This window comes from Bacillus cereus group sp. BfR-BA-01381 (assembly GCF_022663555.1).
Taxonomy (GTDB): Bacteria; Bacillota; Bacilli; order Bacillales; family Bacillaceae_G; genus Bacillus_A; species Bacillus_A pacificus.
Genome location: NZ_JAKUFR010000097.1, coordinates 1 through 16567 on the forward strand (window position 1 = coordinate 1; position 16567 = coordinate 16567).

The following is a 16567-nucleotide window of genomic DNA, read 5'->3' on the forward strand; positions in this document are numbered from 1 at the left end:
ATCATTAACTTCCTCTCTAAGCATTCTTCTTTTTATCGTATCACAAAGCATACCAACCAACAATTTCAAATACAAAAAATTGAAAATTAGTGCATGCTATGGAGAAGGAGGTGATACATCGTGAAAAAACAAATTATCCTTTCTCTTCTCACTCTTTCCTTATTTGCAGGCTGCCAATCAACGAATAAAGCCGAAATGGAACGTGAAGAAGGAAGTCGTGTTCTTGTTTCCAATAAAAACGACATGTATCATACGGAAAATACAAATACACGGCTTACAAGAGTCGGCTATTCATCTAAACAAAAGCATGAAGTATCTAACAAACAAGTAGGAGCCATTAACCGTGAGAAAGTCGCTGAAATGATTACAAGTATGACAGTCAAACTTCCTGACGTTACAAATGCTGCTACACTCGTTACCGATGATGAAGTATTTGTTGTATACCGTGCAAACACAACAGATCCAAAACTCGTAGCGGATCAAGTATATAGAGCTGCTTTGTCCATCGTCCCTCGCTATTATAAAGCATATGTATCAACAGACCAAAAGTTGATTTCTCAAATTCAAGGCCTTCAATCTGGTGCCTTAAATGATACAGAATATACACAGAGCCTCGATATGTTAAAACGTGAAATGAGTAAAAATCCTCATTTGAACAATACGGGGGATCAGACTTTGAATGATATGATTAAAAAATAAAGAAGGTGGAGAAAACCTCCATCTTCTTTATTTTTTTACTATTTCTTACGATTTGCGTAAACCTCCATCGCATCACACATAAACTGAGCTAATCCTTCACCAAATTTATCGATATTTTTCGTAAAGCGCTCATCAGCGACGTACATTTGACCAAGTCCTTTAAAAGCATCTAATGAATATTCACCGAATTTTTGCAAGTAATTGTACCATACTCCAATTGCTTCTTGTGCCTCTTTAGAATCTGGTGCACCATGTCTAAGCGCCGCTAAATTTCTGTAAATCGTATTAAACTCTTCTTGATTATCTTTTGACATACCTTTCGCATATTCATTCGCTTTATCTACAGCTGCGTCTCCCCATCTTTCACGCGCTTCTTCTTCGTACGGATTATGGCTGAAATCGAAGCCTTCAAATTTCTCTTTATTCGTCATTTCAATCTCTCCTTTTGTATGCTGAATTGTCTTATCAATCGTCGCAATCACTTTATCTAACCGAGCACGCTTTTCAAGAAGCATTTTTTTATGAAGCTGCAGTGCCTCTTTCCGGTCAAATGATGGACTCATGATAATGTCTTTAATTTTCTTCAAAGGGAAGCCTAGTTCTTTAAAAAATAAAATTTGCTGCAATGTCTCTAAATTTTCATTGGAATACAAACGATATCCAGACTCTGTCGTCTCGTCTGGGGTTAACAACCCAATTTCATCGTAATGATGCAGTGTGCGCACACTAATTCCAACTAAATTAGCTACTTCTTTTACCTTCATTGTCATGTGTATCTCCCCCTTAATACATACGATAAAGTATGACGCAACGTTAGAGTCAATAAGTAAATTCATTTTATCTTAAAAAGTTTCATCTCTCCTATATTTCATGCATAATAGATATGTACATATATTAGAAAGCGGTGAAAGTATGGTTTCAAATACTGTAATTGCCAGCATCATCTTTCAACTCATTGTCTCGATTCTGGTTCCAATTATTGTACTCGTTTATTTCCGTAAAAAATATAATATAAATTGGAAAGTGGTCGGCGTTGGTGTTCTTATCTTTATCGGATTTACCCAAATTCTCGAAACACCATTCCACCTATTTATGCGCGGTAATCCAGCAATCGCTCCAATTTTAGAAAATCCATTTGTCTTCGCACTCTATGGCGGACTCACTGCTGGTATTTTTGAAGAATTAGGACGCTTCGTTGCCTTCTTCTTCCTACTAAAAAAATATCAAGAATATAAAGATGGCTTTGCTTACGGAATAGGTCACGGCGGGATAGAATCCATTTTAGTTGGCGGATTCTCTGCATTCCAAGCACTTATATTTGCGAATTCAATTAACAACGGTAGCTTCGCCCATATGGTCGAAAAAATGCCGGAACTAAGTCGCCTACAGGACATGTTAATCCAGCAACCAGCCTACTTATATTTCCTTGGTAGCCTAGAAAGAATTATGGCACTCGTGCTGCAAATCGCCTTTACAATGCTTGTTTTATACGCAGTAAAACAGAAGAAGTATATCTTCCTTGTGTACGCTATACTATTCCACGCACTTGTAGACTTCTTCGCGGCACTTTACCAAACGAAAACAATTAACATCTTTGTTGCAGAAGGAATCACCCTTCTCTTCACAATTGGTGCTATCATTCTTATTCGTAAAATGAAAGAGAAATTAATGAGTGTGCCGGAATAAAAAATAACCCGCCAATTGGTGGGTTATTTTTTATATGGATTATCATAGTGATGATAACTTTTGCCACTTTGCAGCTCCTTCTTTGTTTCTGCATCTATAACGATGTACTTGTGTAACTCTTCTACTTCATTTTGAGAAAAGGAAGCGAAAAAATAAACTTGGCGATCAGGGTGGACAAAAGAACCGTCCATCGTCATTTTACTGTGGCAGTCAGCATTTGTTTTTTGCCTAAAAATAAACTCCTCATCAGCCACTTCTTTAAATGAAATTTTTTTACGAACACTATACGCTGCATTATTGTATTCTTTATACATTTTCTTATCTAACTGTTCGTAAAACACATCTTCGCTCACAAATGGCTTATTTCGATTACTTGGATAATCTAACTTTTGATTGGATTGTGCATATGTTGTGGACATTTGCGTCAGAAAACACATCATGAATACGATGCATATCATTTTTTTCATACTGGCACCTCAATTTTCATTATCCACATTACTTTTCCACATATATAAATCACTATGCGCTTTCCAATAAAAAGGGATTTTTTTCGCATTTGTCGAAGTATATAGCGTCAACTTGAAAGATGGGGATGAATTATGAAGAAAATTATTGTAGTACGACATTGTTCAGCAATTGGCCAAGAACGTGATGCCGAATTAACGACCGATGGAAAAAAACAAGCAAACACCCTTGCTACATTCCTCTTAGAAAACCAACTACAAATAGATCATATTATTTCAAGCCCATTTGTGCGAGCTATCGATTCTATTCGGCCCTATGCACTCCAAGCTAATTTGTCTATCCAAGAAGATGAACGATTAGCTGAACGCATATTAAGCGACGTTCCAATGGACGATTGGATGCAAAAACTAGAATCTACTTTTACAAATATAGATATTGCCTTTTCAGGCGGAGAGTCAACAAAACAAGCAACGGACCGTGCTATATCGCTTATCGAAGACGTTTTAAAATTAAACCATACTACAATATTACTCGTTACACATGGAAACTTACTTACGCTCATTTTAAAGCACTTTGATCATACGATCGGCTTTCATGAATGGAGAGCTTTAACGAATCCTGATATGTACGAAATTACAATTGATGAACAATGTAGCCTAAAACGATTATGGAAAGCACCGTCCAAGTAATATCTCTTTCCAACACATTCAGTTGACGCCACGAGAAGAAACTGTACTAATAATAGAAAGGGGTATCACTCCATATGTACGAAGATGTACTTGCTTTACTACATAAAACAAATGTTTCTTATGAAAAATTCGAACACGAACCGGTACTCGATTATGAGACAGATCGGATCGTACGCGAGAGGCTTGGCTTACAAGGCACTCCAAGTAAAAGCTTATTTTTAAAATCAAAGGCTGGAGATTATTACGTATTTTTCACGTTAGAGGGCACAAGGCTTAACCGCGGAGAGATGAAAGAACTAACAGGAGAACGCTTATCTCTCTGTTCTCCTGATGAACTGCGAGACAAAACTGGTTGTATGCCGGGATGTGTAGCTCCTTTCGGGTATTCACACGATGTAACAATTATTGTGGATAACGCTATTTATACGTACGATAAAATTTTAATTACACCTGGTGTACCTGAATTTACAATTGAATTATCCACAGAAGAATTAAAAAAGATTTTATTAACATGTTCAAATACTGTTTTGGAGTACAAACAAAAAGAGAGCTAATCATTAGCTCCCTTTTTTCATTATTTTGCTTCTGCTGTTTTTTCTTTCGCAGAACGAACTTGCTCGTCCGCATGGTAAGAAGAACGCACAAGTGGGCCAGCTTCACAGTGGCTAAAGCCTTTGCTAAGTGCAATTTCTTTCAGCTCTGCAAATTCTGCTGGTGGGTAATATTTAAGAACTGGTAAATGCTTCTTAGATGGTTGTAGGTATTGTCCAAGAGTTAAAATATCCACATTGTTTGCACGTAAGTCATCCATTGCTTCAATTAAATCTTCTCTCGTTTCACCTAAGCCCACCATAATGCTCGATTTAGTTGGAATATCAGGCTGCATTTCTTTTGCTCGACGTAAAAACTCTAATGAACGATCATATTTTGCTCTAGCGCGAACTCGGTCAGATAATCGACGTACTGTTTCAATGTTATGGTTTAAAATATCTGGTTTTGCATCCATTAACATTTTTAAGTTTTCTTCTACTCCACCCATATCAGATGGTAATACTTCGATTGACGTAAACGGATTTTTACGACGTACAGCGCGTACTGTTTCAGCAAAAACAGCTGCTCCCCCGTCTTTTAAATCATCACGTGCAACCGCTGTTATAACAACGTGCTTTAAGCCCATTTGTACTACAGAATCTGCTACGCGTTCTGGCTCTTGTAAATCAAGCTCAGTTGGTAAGCCTGTTTTAACCGCACAAAAACGACAAGCACGTGTACAAACCGCACCTAAAATCATAAATGTTGCTGTTTTTCTTACAGCCCAGCATTCATGAATATTCGGACATTTTGCTTCCTCACAAACTGTATGAAGATTTTTAGAACGCATCATTTTCTTTAAGCCTGTATAGTTTTCATTCGTGTTTAACTTAATTTTCAACCATTCGGGCTTGCGCTTATATTCTGTTTGTTTTGTCATGGTTATCAACTCCGCACAATATGAAATAGTTTACCGTGTTCGCTTCTTTCAATGTAACATATCTATTCTAACGTATGAAAGCGATTTGCTCAAATGAAGATTCTAAGATTTTTTCCAATCGTTCCCTATAATGAAATACTCCGTATATCCCACACTAAAAAGAGTGATGATGTGAAAGGAGTCTATTTCATGCTTCGAAAAATTTCTCTTTTGCTTTCGATTTGCTTTCTTCTCCACCAAAACATCGCTTACGGTGAAGATAATCAGCAAAGCATATACGAAAAGCGCATGGCACTATATAAAGAAACCGAGCAATCTTCAGGCATTCCGTGGTATTACTTAGCTGCAATGGATCAATACGAAAGAAATATACGGAGCGTAAGAAAAGATATTCCGAAAAAACCAGATGCCATCATTTCCCTTTATTTCAAACCAGAAATATGGGCTGGACCTGTTAATGGTAACGACACTCTCCCCCATACAATTGCTCTATTTGGCGGGTTAGGTTTAGATGGTGACAAAGATGGATTTGCAAATGCAAATAACGACCGTGATCTTTTGCATACAGCAGCAACGATTTTAAAGAAACAAGGAACGTCAGAAGAACGTATTAAAATCATGCTCTGGGAATATTATAGACGTGCAAAAACAGTTGATTTAATCACCGAATACGCCCAAATTTATAAACATTATGGACGTATTAATTTAGAAGGAAATGCGTTTCCTCTCCCTATTCGCAGTGACCATAGCTACCGTAGTACTTTCGGCGCTGGAAGAAGTTTTGGAGGACGAAGAGTTCATGAAGGAACTGATATTTTTGCAGGCTATGGCGTACCAGTAAGATCCACTTGCTATGGCATTATTGAAACAAAAGGCTGGAACCGCCTTGGCGGATGGCGCATCGGCATTCGCGACCTTCATAATAATTACCATTATTACGCTCATTTAGGTGGATTCTCAAAAGAAATACAGCTTGGGCAAATTGTCGAGCCTGGAAAAGTAATCGGATTTGTTGGTAGCACCGGTTACGGACCTCCCGGCACAGCTGGAAAATTCCCGCCCCACCTACATTTCGGTATGTATAAAGACAATGGTTATACAGAATGGGCTTTCGATCCATACATGCATTTAAGTCTTTGGGAGCGAAAAGAACGCGCGAATACAAAACGATAACCGTAGCACATTGCTACGGTTATTTTTTATATTCGACTAACTATCCGTTTTCTTTTTATCAGGTACAACAACACTTCCGCTTCCATAATACGTAGGCACTTCCCCTTGAACGATACGCGTCGCAATCGGAACATCTTGTTTTACTTTTATTTCTTTCGTATGAAATGGAATAATGACTTGCAACGTCACTTCCATCTCCATAATAATTTGAATCGCAGTCGTATTGATTCCGTGCGGCTCAATTTTTTGTTTAATATCCGTATTTACATGACCAATCGTTGTGAAATCAATTGGAATGTCGGGTCCGATATTTCCAAGAAGTGCATTATTTGTTACACGGCCAAACGGAACTGCCATCGTTGCCCCATTTTTTTCAGAAATACCTAGCCCCTTCAAATTCCCTTGTTCTACTTGCTGTAAATATTTTTCTATGTATGTGGTCGTTGACGTTACGATTTCATTTACTTGCTTCGTATTTAAATTAATTGTGGACACTTTCCCGTTTTTATCATTTTGTACTTTCATTAATGAATCGACATCGAATCCCTCATCGATCCTATCTTTTACCGCCTTCGTCATAACCGCTGTCGCCATTTTATGTGTCTCTACTTCTCCATATTTCATTAATGTCGGCTGAATGCTGCTATTCACAATCCATAATCCTTGCACGAGTAATATGACAAAAAGAATAAACGACATAAGCAGTATGTGCCGAAAGGAAATAGGTCCCCTTCGAAACCGCGAATTTTTCGAACGAAATATACTCATACAAAACCCTCCTTCTTATATCATTTCTATGCAAGAAGGAGGGACGATATATGCTTATCTCATTTTTAATAATGCTTCTTTTCCGATTGTGCCAGCCGTAATACCTAAAGCTTCAGCTTCAATCGTTACTGATTCTAGCGGCGCTTCAAGAAGTTGTTCAATCGTTCTTACACCAACCGCGCGGCCGGCAATAATACCTCGATCCCCTAACTTCTCATTTAAAAGACCTACATCTAATGCACCGCACATAATATATCCTTTATCGCTCATTACAGCTAGCAAATTTGTCTTTGGAAGTTTGACGCTAACCGCAATAAACGTATAATTATCGATTATAATTGGCTCCACATTAACCATAGTTCACACTCCTCTCTTTCTTATCTGTATGACAAGAGAAAAATGAGTGTTACAAGTTAACTAGCCTATAGTTTGACGGAAGATGTATAAGTTATTAACATGTCTGTTAACACATCTCTAAGTAGTTCTGGCATATAATATTGTTTGTCAGAAAGTGTGGATAGCTCTGGATATAAGTAGCCGAATGTAAACATATCAATCGTTCCTACTGTATATATACGATCTAATTCCAGCGATTCCCCGTTAATTAATACATCTTCGAGTAAAATTTTATTTCCAGGAATCGTATCTGGAATGACTTCTACACCAGCGTAAATCATTTTTCCCATTACTTTCCCGCGGAATCCGAATCCTTTTACCTCAAGGTTCTCCATATTCGGGCGACGTGCTTTCAATATCACTTCTCGTAACGTTTTCCCCGGCACTTTCAATAAACATGGATTAATGGGATGTGGACAAATTCTGTGAATATCTCCGCGCGTCACAACGCCTTCTTCTAATCCTTCAAGAAGTACACCAGCGTTCACCATGCCAATCTCTGCACCACACCAGTTTTTCAGCGCATTTGCTAACATGTGCGAAAATGCTGTCTCATGAAACCAATTAACCGGTAATGATTCCTTTAAATGAACGACAGGCTCTTCCATAATATGTTCACTTTCTTCCTGCAGCGCTTCAATTGTGGATAACGGTTTGCTATAAGCACCTAAACGTTCAGTCTTAATCGCTCTACCATCCTTTTTCAACAGCTTCTTCATCTCTTTATCCACAGTAAGTTGAACGTGCCCAACGTAACGTCCCCACTTCTCACAACAGCAAAGTAACGTATTATTCATAAGAACACCACGCTCAAATAAATGATGCGTATGTGCCCCTAAAATAACATCTATATCATAATGCTCCGCCATATGCTCATCCATGCTTTTTCCAAGGTGAGAAAGGACAACCGTTATATGAGCCTCATCTCTCACTTCTTCTAAAATAGACTCTAAATGCTCGATTGGATCTTCAATATGCCAATCTAACATTTGATAAAACTCTGGATACGCAACCGTTAATCCGATAAAAGCAATCGTAATCCCATCTGTCGTTGTATGTAATTTATAAGGCTTTGCCCACTCTGGACGTACCCCTTCTTTTTCAAATAAATTCGCGACAAGCACCTCAAATCCAGCATCATCATATAGACGATTCAAATGCTCCTTCGCTAACGTAATTCCTTCATTGTTTCCGATCGTTACATAATCATATAACGCCTCATTTAAAAGCTTCGTATTGCCAAGTCCATTCGTCGCTTCCGAAATACTATGAAAACGATCCACATGATCGCCGATATCTACAGTCAAAACGGTCTCTCCCGCTTCCTGTCTTCGCTTTTTCTCTCCTTGTACAAACCGAGAAATTTGCGGCCAATTTTCAAAGTGACTATGTATATCGTTTGTATGATAAAGGTGGATAATTGTTTCTTTATTTATATTCAGAGAAAAAACCTCCTCTCAGTTCCTTACTGCCATTTACGCTATGCGTACGCAATAATCCTGTAAATACTTTTCGTCTTTTCTTGCTATTTTACATTGTACTCGCATTGTGAGAAAAAGCAAAAGATTGCCCTTTTTCATATGAGAAACTTTCTTTTTTTAGTTGTTGGATTCGTTGGTAGAACGGGGGGGATTTATCAGAAAGTTTGTTGATTGTTTTACGAGGAGTTTGGTGGGTTCCTTGTGGGGTTTGTCAGTATCTTAGCCTCAACTACTTCCATTCGGCCACTTCATGCATATCATCTAAATATTGAGGGGTATACGCCCGCTCTGCTATGTCGTAATTTGTTGATAAGTCGATATCCCTTGTCGAATCGCCGATATATTGAAATAATCGCTGATATATTCGGAGTTATCGTCGATATATTTGAAAAATCGCTGATATATTTCAATGTATACTAGCAGGGGTATATTCATGCACATATACCTTGTAACACGACATATGTCGTGTTACAATCTCATTATAAGGTGGTGAACCATAAAATGGATAAAGAGATATTAAAAGGAAGTATTGATATTTTACTTCTCTCCATCATTAAACAGCACGATACGTACGGATATGAAATTATTCAAAAGCTAAAAGAAAACAGCAATGATTTATACACAATGAGCCAAGGTACACTCTATCCAGCACTCAAACGTCTGGAGCAAAAGGATTTAATCAATTCCTACTGGGGTGAATCTGAAACGGGTATGAAACGAAAATTTTATCGCATTACTACGAACGGAAAGAAAATTTTAGAAGAAAAACTAACAGCGTGGGATTCAGTTACAGCTCTTATTAAAACTTGTCAGAAAGGAGCTTTAAATTAATGACGATTGAAAAATACATAAAGAGTATCATTCAAAAAACAAACCTATCCCAATCTGATAAAGACGAACTATACTTCGAAATTTACGATCATCTTACAAGTTTAAAACAAGAATTTCTCGATCAAGGAAAACCTGAAGAAGAAGCTACTGCATTAGCCATTCAAAATTTTGGAGAAGCCTCAACTTTAGGAACCGAAATTGAAAAAGCGATGCAATCTTCTACGCAAAAATATGTACAGTGGATTGGTTGGGGATTGTTTTTACCCTATTCATTTGTTTTATTATTTAAACTATTGCTCGGGAGGTCAGCTTTTTACTTTGGTAATCTGAAGTACTTCTTTGAAACAGGTGACTGGCATGCTATACACGGTGGGTTAATAAACTTAGTTCCTTTCAAAAGTACAATCCGCTATTTAACTGAATTTGATTCTTATAATCTAGACATCGTACTTATGAATACATTAGGAAACGTCATCATATTCATCCCATTCGGATTCCTGCTACCTTTATTATTTAAACAAATTAACAATGTAAAAATAGCATCCAAAATTTTTATTAAGTTTATTTTATTAATTGAATCGTTACAACTCCTTACCTTTACTGGTGTTTTCGATATTGATGACATCATACTCAATATGCTAGGAGCTTTAATTGGGTATGGTTCTTTTGTTGGGATGAAGTATATTTGGGACCGTGTTAAATCTGTGGATAAGGTGGATACGATTTAGGTTCGGGGTATACGGCCTGTTCTTCCTGTCGTAATTTGTTGATAAGTCGATATTCCTTGTCGAATCGTCAATATATTGAAATAATCGCCGATATATTCCGAGTTATGGTCGATATATTTGAAAAATCGCTGATATATTTAGCCAGAAACCCGCCTGGGTATCTCGGCTAACCCCACCCCAAGCCAAGCTCACACAATAAAAAAGCGCCCTGCACAGCAGGGCGCTTTCTTCATACATATATTAACCGATAGAACCTTCCATCTCAAACTTGATTAGGCGGTTCATCTCAACTGCGTATTCCATTGGAAGTTCGCGAGTGAATGGCTCGATGAAGCCCATTACGATCATTTCTGTAGCTTCTTGCTCAGAAATACCGCGGCTCATTAGGTAGAATAATTGTTCTTCTGATACTTTTGATACTTTCGCTTCGTGCTCAAGTGAAACGTAATCGTTTTTGATTTCGTTGTAAGGAATTGTATCAGATGTAGATTGGTTATCCATGATTAACGTGTCACACTCGATGTTAGAGCGAGAGTTTTTCGCTTTTGGTCCGAAGTGTACGATACCACGGTAAGTTACTTTACCACCATGCTTCGCAATCGATTTAGAAACGATTGTTGAAGACGTGTTTGGTGCTAAGTGAATCATTTTTGCACCAGCATCTTGGTGTTGGCCTTTACCAGCAATCGCGATAGATAATGTTAAACCACGAGCGCCTTCGCCTTTTAAGATAACTGCTGGGTATTTCATCGTTAATTTAGATCCGATGTTACCGTCAATCCATTCCATCGTTGCGTTTTCTTCACAAACCGCACGTTTTGTAACTAGGTTGTATACGTTGTTCGCCCAGTTTTGGATTGTTGTATAACGGCAATATGCATCTTTCTTAATGATGATTTCTACTACCGCACTGTGAAGTGAGTTAGTCGTGTAAACAGGTGCTGTACAACCTTCTACGTAGTGTACGTGTGCGCCTTCGTCTACGATGATAAGCGTACGCTCGAATTGTCCCATATTTTCAGAGTTAATACGGAAATACGCTTGAAGTGGTGTATCAACTTTAACACCTTTTGGAACGTAGATGAATGATCCACCAGACCAAACTGCAGAGTTTAATGCAGAGAATTTGTTATCTGTTGGTGGAATTACTTTTCCGAAATGCTCACGGAAAATATCTTCGTTCTCTTTTAATGCGCTATCTGTATCTTTGAAGACGATTCCTAGAGCTTCTAGGTCTTCTTTCATGTTGTGGTATACAACTTCAGATTCGTACTGTGCAGATACACCAGCTAAATATTTTTGCTCAGCTTCTGGAATACCTAATTTATCAAATGTCGCTTTAATTTCATCAGGTACTTCATCCCAAGACTTCTCAGATTTCTCAGATGGTTTTACGTAGTACGTAATTTCATCGAAATCTAAGTCGTTTAAGTCGCCGCCCCATTGTGGCATTGGCATTTCATAGAACTTATCCAGTGATTTTAAACGGAAGTCTAACATCCACTGTGGTTCTTCTTTCATACGTGAAATCTCTTCAACGATCTCTTTTGTTAAACCGCGTCCAGCACGGAAAATCGAAACGTCTTTGTCTTTGAAACCATATTTATAATCGCCGATATCTGGCAGTTGCTTCGCCATGTTGGTGTGTCCCTCCTTAGATAACCTCGTTTTTAGGAACCTTTAACATTACTTATCTTCGTTTAAGCCCTTTTCTAACGCTTTCCACGCTAATGTTGCACATTTAATACGTGCAGGGAACTTGCATACGCCTTGTAATGCTTCAATATCTCCTAAATCGATGCTGTCATCGTACTCTTTTCCTAGCATCATGTCAGAGAAAATTTTAGAAAGCTGAAGTGCCTCTTCAATTTTCTTACCTTTTACTGCTTGTGTCATCATTGAAGCTGAAGACATTGAGATAGAACATCCTTCTCCTTCAAACTTCGCTTCTTGCACAATACCTTCTTCTACTTTCATCGTAAGTTGAATACGATCGCCGCAAGTTGGATTGTTCAAGTTCACTGTAACACTATCTTCTAGCACGCCATGGTTACGAGGATTTTTGTAATGATCCATAATAACTTGACGATATAACGTATCTAAATTATTAAATGACATTTGTGAAATACTCCTTTGTCTTGATTAGCGATTCAACAAATGTATCAATTTCTTCTTTTGTATTATATAAATAGAAGCTCGCACGTGCTGTTGAAGAAGCTTTCAGCCACTTCATAAGCGGTTGTGCACAGTGGTGTCCTGCGCGAACTGCAATGCCTTCTACATCTAATACTGTCGCTACATCGTGAGGATGTACGTCTTCAATATTAAATGTAACAAGACCAGCGCGATGCTTTGGACCATAAATTGTAACGCCATCTACTTCTGATAGTCTTTCTAAAGCATATTGCGCTAATTCATGCTCATGCTTTTCAATATTATCAAGACCGATTTCTTCTAGGAAATCAATTGCCGCACCAAGTCCGATTGCATTACCGATAATCGGTGTACCTGCTTCAAACTTCCACGGAAGCTCTTTCCAAGTAGATTCTTGTAAATCTACGAAATCAATCATTTCACCGCCAAATTCAATTGGCTCCATATTGTTTAGCAATTCTTTCTTACCATATAATACGCCGATACCTGTAGGTCCGCACATCTTATGAGCAGATAATGCGTAGAAATCACAGTTTAAATCTTGTACATCTACTTTCATATGAGGTGTACTTTGTGCACCGTCAACGACCATAATTGCGCCATTCTCATGTGCGATTGCTCCGATTTCTTTTACAGGGTTAATCGTTCCAAGTACGTTAGAAACATACATGATAGAAACGATTTTTGTATTCGGTGTAATTGTTTGACGAGCATCTTCTATTGAAATTGTCCCATCTGGTTGAAGCGGAAGATATTTTAAAGTTGCGCCAGTTTTCTTCGCAACTTGCTGCCACGGAATGATGTTACTATGGTGCTCCATGTAAGAAATAACGATTTCATCGCCTTCTTTTACATTTTCAAGACCATAGCTAGCCGCTACTGTATTTAATGCAGTTGTCGTTCCGCGCGTGAAAATAATCTCTTCCATCGATTTCGCATTAATAAACTTGCGAACTTTCTCGCGTGCACCTTCATACGCGTCGGTAGCTTTCGTACCGAGCGTATGAACACCGCGATGCACGTTAGAGTTATATTCTTTATAGTAACGTTCTAACGTTTCAATGACTTGAATTGGTTTTTGAGAAGTTGCTGCACTATCGAAATAAACAAGTTGTTTGCCGTTCACTTTTTGATCAAGAATTGGAAACTGTTTGCGTATTTCATGAATATTCATTAGCGAACTTTCCTTTCAATTACCTCAACAAGCTGTGCCTTTACTCCTTCAATTGGAAGCTCATTAACTACAGGTGCTAAGAATCCATGGATGACTAAACGTTCTGCTTCGCGTTTTGGAATACCACGGCTCATTAAGTAGTATAGTTGAGTTGGATCTACGCGACCTACTGAAGCTGCGTGACCTGCCATTACATCATCTTCGTCGATTAAAAGAATTGGGTTTGCATCACCGCGTGCTTTCTCATCTAACATAAGAACGCGAGAAGATTGTTGTGCATTTGATTTAGATGCACCGTGTTCAATCTTACCAATTCCGTTAAAGATAGATGTTGCACTATCTTTTTGTACACCGTGTTTTAAAATCCAACCTTCAGAGTGTTTACCGAAGTGAACAACTTTAGTTGTAAAGTTTTGTGTTTGGTTACCACGGCCAATTGTTACTGTTTTCGTATCAGCATATGAACCGTCGCCCATTAAGTTTGTAACGTTCTCTGAAATTGTGTTTCCGTCATTCATAAGGCCTAGAGCCCAATCAACACGGCCGTCGCGCCCAACAATACCGCGGCGGTTAACGTAAGTTGTTACGTCTTTTGCTAATAGATCAACCGCACCGAATTTCACTTGTGCGCCTTGTTCCACGATTACTTCTGCTACGATATTTGCAATACCTTTAGCATTTTCATTTGCAACGTAGTTCTCTACATAAGTTGCAGTACTGTTCGCATCAGCTACGAATAATACGTGGTTATATACGTTAGCTTCTTCGCCGTCTACTAAGAATACAGCTTGAAGTGGAGTTTCAAGAACAACGTTTTTCGGAACATATACAAATGCACCGCCGTTGATTAATGCAGCATGAAGTGCAGTTAGACGATGCTCGTCTACCTTCACGCCGTCTTTCATTAAGTACTTTTGTACTAGTTCAGCATGCTCAGTTGCAGCTGTTACGATGTCTGTAAAAATAACACCTTTTTCTTTTGCTTCGTCTGCTAAAGAAACAAATGCAGTTGTACCAGTACGTTGCACTAATACGCTGTTATTTTCATCGATTAAATTTTTCACTGCTTCTGGAAGCTCTGTTAAAGAACTTACAGGCTCTTGCTTAGCAGCGTCGCCTTTTCCGATAAAGTCCCATTTGTCAATTTTCGTTTTATCAGGAGTTGGCATTGGAAGTTCAGTTGCTTGTGCAAGAGCTTGTAAGCGGAACTCAGTCAACCAAGCTGCTTCGTTTACTTCGCTTGCGCGTTGACGGATTGTTTCTTGATCGAAAGGTAATGTACCGATTGTCATGTTTATGCTCCTCTCTTACGCTTCTTGCTCTGTTGTTTCGTCTTCAATACCTAATTCTTTTTTAATCCAGTCGTAACCTTCAGCTTCTAGACGTTGTGCAAGCTCAGGGCCACCAGATTTAACGATACGACCGTTCATCATAACGTGAACGAAGTCTGGAGTGATGTAGTTTAATAAACGTTGGTAATGCGTAATCATTAGGCAACCGAAGTCTTCGCCGCGCATTTCGTTAATACCTTTAGATACAACTTTTAATGCATCGATATCAAGACCTGAGTCGATTTCGTCTAAGATTGCGATTTTTGGCTCAATCATCATTAATTGAAGAATTTCGTTACGTTTTTTCTCTCCACCAGAGAAACCTTCGTTTAAGTAACGTTGTGCCATTTCTGGATCCATTTCTAGGAATTCCATGTTTTTATCTAATGTACGGATAAATTTCATAAGAGAAATTTCATCGCCTTCTTCACGACGTGCGTTAATTGCAGAACGTAAGAAGTCAGCGTTTGTTACTCCGCTAATTTCACTTGGATATTGCATTGCTAGGAATAGACCTGCTTGTGCGCGCTCGTCTACTTCCATTTCTAATACATCTTCACCGTCGATGATGATGCTACCTTCTGTTACTTCATATTTTGGGTGACCCATAATTGCAGAAGATAAAGTTGATTTACCTGTTCCGTTAGGTCCCATAATTGCGTGGATTTCTCCACCTTTTACTTCAAGGTTTACACCTTTTAAAATTTCTTTGCCATCAATTGATACGTGTAAGTCTTTAACCGTTAATGTAGAACCAGCCATCTCAATACCTCCATTAATCCTATATATACATTTTAAAAATTCCTAAAACGTTCATATTCTCATTTTATTCTCATTCTAATTTTATATCAAATAAAATGATATCGCAAACGATGAAAAAAAGTAACAATTTTTTCACAAATGTATATAAGTATTTCACTTGCATCCTTATATGATACACCTTTCTTCTTATTTATATAAAGAAAAAAGGACTGGTAAATTTCCAGCCCTTTCCTTATATTTATTCACTTACCGGAAGTACAGCACCTTTATATTCTTTATTAATAAAATCTTGAATTTCTTTTGAATGCAGTACTTCTACTAGCTCCTTAATTTCTTTTTTCTTCTCGTCACCTTTACGAACTGCAATAATATTTGCATACGGAGAGTCTGATCCTTCAATCGCAATCGCATCCTTTGTTGGATTTAATTTTGCATCAATTGCATAGTTTGAATTAATAAATAATGCATCACCTTCATTATTTTCATATAACTTCGGTGAAAGACCCGGCTCTACATCTGTTTTAAACTTTAAGTTTTTCGGATTTTCTACAACATCTTTTACTGTTGCTTTCACAACATCTACTCCATCTTTTAATTTAATAACGCCGCCTTTTTGTAACAGCGCTAGCATACGGCCACGCTCCGCTACGTTATTACTCATAATCACTGTCCCGCCATCTGGTAAATCTTTTAAGCTTTTATATTTCTTAGAATAAATGCCCATTGGCTCTAAATGAATTTTTCCTGCGTTTACAATTT

General features: G+C 38.1%; 18 protein-coding genes and 1 pseudogene. 7 read left to right on the forward strand and 12 right to left on the reverse strand.

Annotated elements, in window-relative coordinates:
- Positions 1 to 120: 120 nt before the first annotated feature.
- A complete protein-coding gene (locus MR079_RS23800; RefSeq protein WP_000744038.1) occupies positions 121 to 699 on the forward strand; it encodes a YhcN/YlaJ family sporulation lipoprotein in 579 nt (192 codons plus the stop codon).
- Positions 700 to 737: 38 nt separating this feature from the next.
- Here the strand turns inward: MR079_RS23800 and MR079_RS23805 are convergent, their stop codons facing one another.
- Positions 738 to 1469, reverse strand: a complete 732-nt coding sequence (locus MR079_RS23805) for a MerR family transcriptional regulator (RefSeq protein ID WP_242294771.1) — start codon at positions 1467 to 1469, stop codon at positions 738 to 740.
- A 100-nt stretch (positions 1470 to 1569) separates the two neighbouring features.
- Here MR079_RS23805 and MR079_RS23810 point away from each other — a divergent pair, with 100 nt between their 5' ends.
- On the forward strand, positions 1570 to 2385 hold the full coding sequence (locus MR079_RS23810; protein WP_139868215.1) for a YhfC family intramembrane metalloprotease: 816 nt from the start codon (positions 1570 to 1572) through the stop codon (positions 2383 to 2385).
- Between the two features lie 23 nt (positions 2386 to 2408).
- Here the strand turns inward: MR079_RS23810 and MR079_RS23815 are convergent, their stop codons facing one another.
- Positions 2409 to 2852, reverse strand: coding sequence for a hypothetical protein (locus tag MR079_RS23815; protein WP_139868217.1), 444 nt, complete (start codon positions 2850 to 2852; stop codon positions 2409 to 2411).
- Between the two features lie 132 nt (positions 2853 to 2984).
- Between MR079_RS23815 and MR079_RS23820 the strand changes: the two genes are divergently transcribed.
- Positions 2985 to 3539 carry a histidine phosphatase family protein gene (locus tag MR079_RS23820; protein WP_139868219.1) on the forward strand — a complete coding sequence of 185 codons (555 nt, stop codon included), beginning with the start codon at positions 2985 to 2987 and terminating at the stop codon, positions 3537 to 3539.
- A 74-nt stretch (positions 3540 to 3613) separates the two neighbouring features.
- The gene (locus MR079_RS23825) at positions 3614 to 4093 is read left to right on the forward strand and encodes a YbaK/EbsC family protein (protein ID WP_139868221.1); all 480 of its coding nucleotides are present in this window, start codon (positions 3614 to 3616) and stop codon (positions 4091 to 4093) included.
- A gap of 20 nt (positions 4094 to 4113) precedes the next feature.
- Here the strand turns inward: MR079_RS23825 and lipA are convergent, their stop codons facing one another.
- Complete coding sequence (gene lipA / locus MR079_RS23830) at positions 4114 to 5010, reverse strand: lipoyl synthase (RefSeq protein WP_000166369.1); 897 nt, start codon at positions 5008 to 5010, stop codon at positions 4114 to 4116.
- A 189-nt stretch (positions 5011 to 5199) separates the two neighbouring features.
- Between lipA and MR079_RS23835 the strand changes: the two genes are divergently transcribed.
- Positions 5200 to 6183 (forward strand): M23 family metallopeptidase, encoded by a 984-nt coding sequence (locus tag MR079_RS23835; RefSeq protein WP_000944673.1) that lies wholly within the window; start codon positions 5200 to 5202, stop codon positions 6181 to 6183.
- Positions 6184 to 6219: 36 nt separating this feature from the next.
- Here MR079_RS23835 and yunB read toward each other — a convergent pair whose 3' ends face one another.
- The 3 genes from yunB to MR079_RS23850 all read right to left on the reverse strand — a co-directional run bounded on the left by yunB (position 6220) and on the right by MR079_RS23850 (position 8789).
- Entirely contained in the window at positions 6220 to 6951 is a 732-nt protein-coding gene (gene yunB, locus MR079_RS23840; protein WP_000021810.1) for a sporulation protein YunB, read from the reverse strand.
- Positions 6952 to 7005: 54 nt separating this feature from the next.
- Positions 7006 to 7308 (reverse strand): YunC family protein, encoded by a 303-nt coding sequence (locus tag MR079_RS23845; RefSeq protein WP_000248463.1) that lies wholly within the window; start codon positions 7306 to 7308, stop codon positions 7006 to 7008.
- Between the two features lie 65 nt (positions 7309 to 7373).
- Positions 7374 to 8789, reverse strand: a complete 1416-nt coding sequence (locus MR079_RS23850; protein ID WP_277933158.1) for a bifunctional metallophosphatase/5'-nucleotidase — start codon at positions 8787 to 8789, stop codon at positions 7374 to 7376.
- A 540-nt stretch (positions 8790 to 9329) separates the two neighbouring features.
- Between MR079_RS23850 and MR079_RS23855 the strand changes: the two genes are divergently transcribed.
- Together MR079_RS23855 and MR079_RS23860 are read left to right on the forward strand one after the other, a co-directional pair.
- Positions 9330 to 9659 carry a PadR family transcriptional regulator gene (locus MR079_RS23855; protein ID WP_000356633.1) on the forward strand — a complete coding sequence of 110 codons (330 nt, stop codon included), beginning with the start codon at positions 9330 to 9332 and terminating at the stop codon, positions 9657 to 9659.
- The gene (locus MR079_RS23860) at positions 9659 to 10387 is read left to right on the forward strand and encodes a VanZ family protein (protein ID WP_139868227.1); all 729 of its coding nucleotides are present in this window, start codon (positions 9659 to 9661) and stop codon (positions 10385 to 10387) included. Before MR079_RS23855 ends, MR079_RS23860 begins: the two co-directional genes overlap by 1 nt.
- Positions 10388 to 10627: 240 nt before the next feature.
- On the opposite strand, the gene sufB is transcribed toward MR079_RS23860, so the two are convergent.
- The 6 genes and pseudogenes from sufB to metQ form a co-directional block, all read right to left on the reverse strand.
- Positions 10628 to 12025, reverse strand: a complete 1398-nt coding sequence (gene sufB / locus MR079_RS23865) for a Fe-S cluster assembly protein SufB (protein WP_001118827.1) — start codon at positions 12023 to 12025, stop codon at positions 10628 to 10630.
- 48 nt (positions 12026 to 12073) lie between these two features.
- On the reverse strand, positions 12074 to 12505 hold the full coding sequence (gene sufU / locus MR079_RS23870; protein WP_000009523.1) for a Fe-S cluster assembly sulfur transfer protein SufU: 432 nt from the start codon (positions 12503 to 12505) through the stop codon (positions 12074 to 12076).
- Positions 12495 to 13715 (reverse strand): cysteine desulfurase SufS, encoded by a 1221-nt coding sequence (gene sufS / locus MR079_RS23875; RefSeq protein WP_001020761.1) that lies wholly within the window; start codon positions 13713 to 13715, stop codon positions 12495 to 12497. The genes sufU and sufS overlap by 11 nt, the downstream gene beginning before the upstream one ends.
- Positions 13715 to 15007, reverse strand: coding sequence for a Fe-S cluster assembly protein SufD (sufD, locus tag MR079_RS23880; RefSeq protein WP_000152165.1), 1293 nt, complete (start codon positions 15005 to 15007; stop codon positions 13715 to 13717). The genes sufS and sufD overlap by 1 nt, the downstream gene beginning before the upstream one ends.
- Positions 15008 to 15022: 15 nt before the next feature.
- Positions 15023 to 15808 carry a Fe-S cluster assembly ATPase SufC gene (sufC, locus tag MR079_RS23885; RefSeq protein ID WP_061129185.1) on the reverse strand — a complete coding sequence of 262 codons (786 nt, stop codon included), beginning with the start codon at positions 15806 to 15808 and terminating at the stop codon, positions 15023 to 15025.
- A gap of 238 nt (positions 15809 to 16046) precedes the next feature.
- A pseudogene (gene metQ, locus MR079_RS23890) lies at positions 16047 to 16567 on the reverse strand (methionine ABC transporter substrate-binding lipoprotein MetQ); the annotation flags it as partial.

Bases quoted from the DNA above. Each gene is read 5' to 3' on its own strand.
- sufU (WP_000009523.1), bottom strand. From the start codon at position 12,505: ATGTCATTTAATAATTTAGATACGTTATATCGTCAAGTTATTATGGAT.
- yunB (WP_000021810.1), bottom strand. From the start codon at position 6,951: ATGAGTATATTTCGTTCGAAAAATTCGCGGTTTCGAAGGGGACCTATT.
- MR079_RS23860 (WP_139868227.1), top strand. From the start codon at position 9,659: ATGACGATTGAAAAATACATAAAGAGTATCATTCAAAAAACAAACCTA.
- sufB (WP_001118827.1), bottom strand. From the start codon at position 12,025: ATGGCGAAGCAACTGCCAGATATCGGCGATTATAAATATGGTTTCAAA.
- lipA (WP_000166369.1), bottom strand. From the start codon at position 5,010: ATGACAAAACAAACAGAATATAAGCGCAAGCCCGAATGGTTGAAAATT.
- MR079_RS23815 (WP_139868217.1), bottom strand. From the start codon at position 2,852: ATGAAAAAAATGATATGCATCGTATTCATGATGTGTTTTCTGACGCAA.
- MR079_RS23805 (WP_242294771.1), bottom strand. From the start codon at position 1,469: ATGACAATGAAGGTAAAAGAAGTAGCTAATTTAGTTGGAATTAGTGTG.
- MR079_RS23820 (WP_139868219.1), top strand. From the start codon at position 2,985: ATGAAGAAAATTATTGTAGTACGACATTGTTCAGCAATTGGCCAAGAA.
- MR079_RS23835 (WP_000944673.1), top strand. From the start codon at position 5,200: ATGCTTCGAAAAATTTCTCTTTTGCTTTCGATTTGCTTTCTTCTCCAC.
- MR079_RS23825 (WP_139868221.1), top strand. From the start codon at position 3,614: ATGTACGAAGATGTACTTGCTTTACTACATAAAACAAATGTTTCTTAT.
- sufD (WP_000152165.1), bottom strand. From the start codon at position 15,007: ATGACAATCGGTACATTACCTTTCGATCAAGAAACAATCCGTCAACGC.
- sufS (WP_001020761.1), bottom strand. From the start codon at position 13,715: ATGAATATTCATGAAATACGCAAACAGTTTCCAATTCTTGATCAAAAA.
- MR079_RS23810 (WP_139868215.1), top strand. From the start codon at position 1,570: ATGCATAATAGATATGTACATATATTAGAAAGCGGTGAAAGTATGGTT.
- sufC (WP_061129185.1), bottom strand. From the start codon at position 15,808: ATGGCTGGTTCTACATTAACGGTTAAAGACTTACACGTATCAATTGAT.
- MR079_RS23855 (WP_000356633.1), top strand. From the start codon at position 9,330: ATGGATAAAGAGATATTAAAAGGAAGTATTGATATTTTACTTCTCTCC.
- MR079_RS23845 (WP_000248463.1), bottom strand. From the start codon at position 7,308: ATGGTTAATGTGGAGCCAATTATAATCGATAATTATACGTTTATTGCG.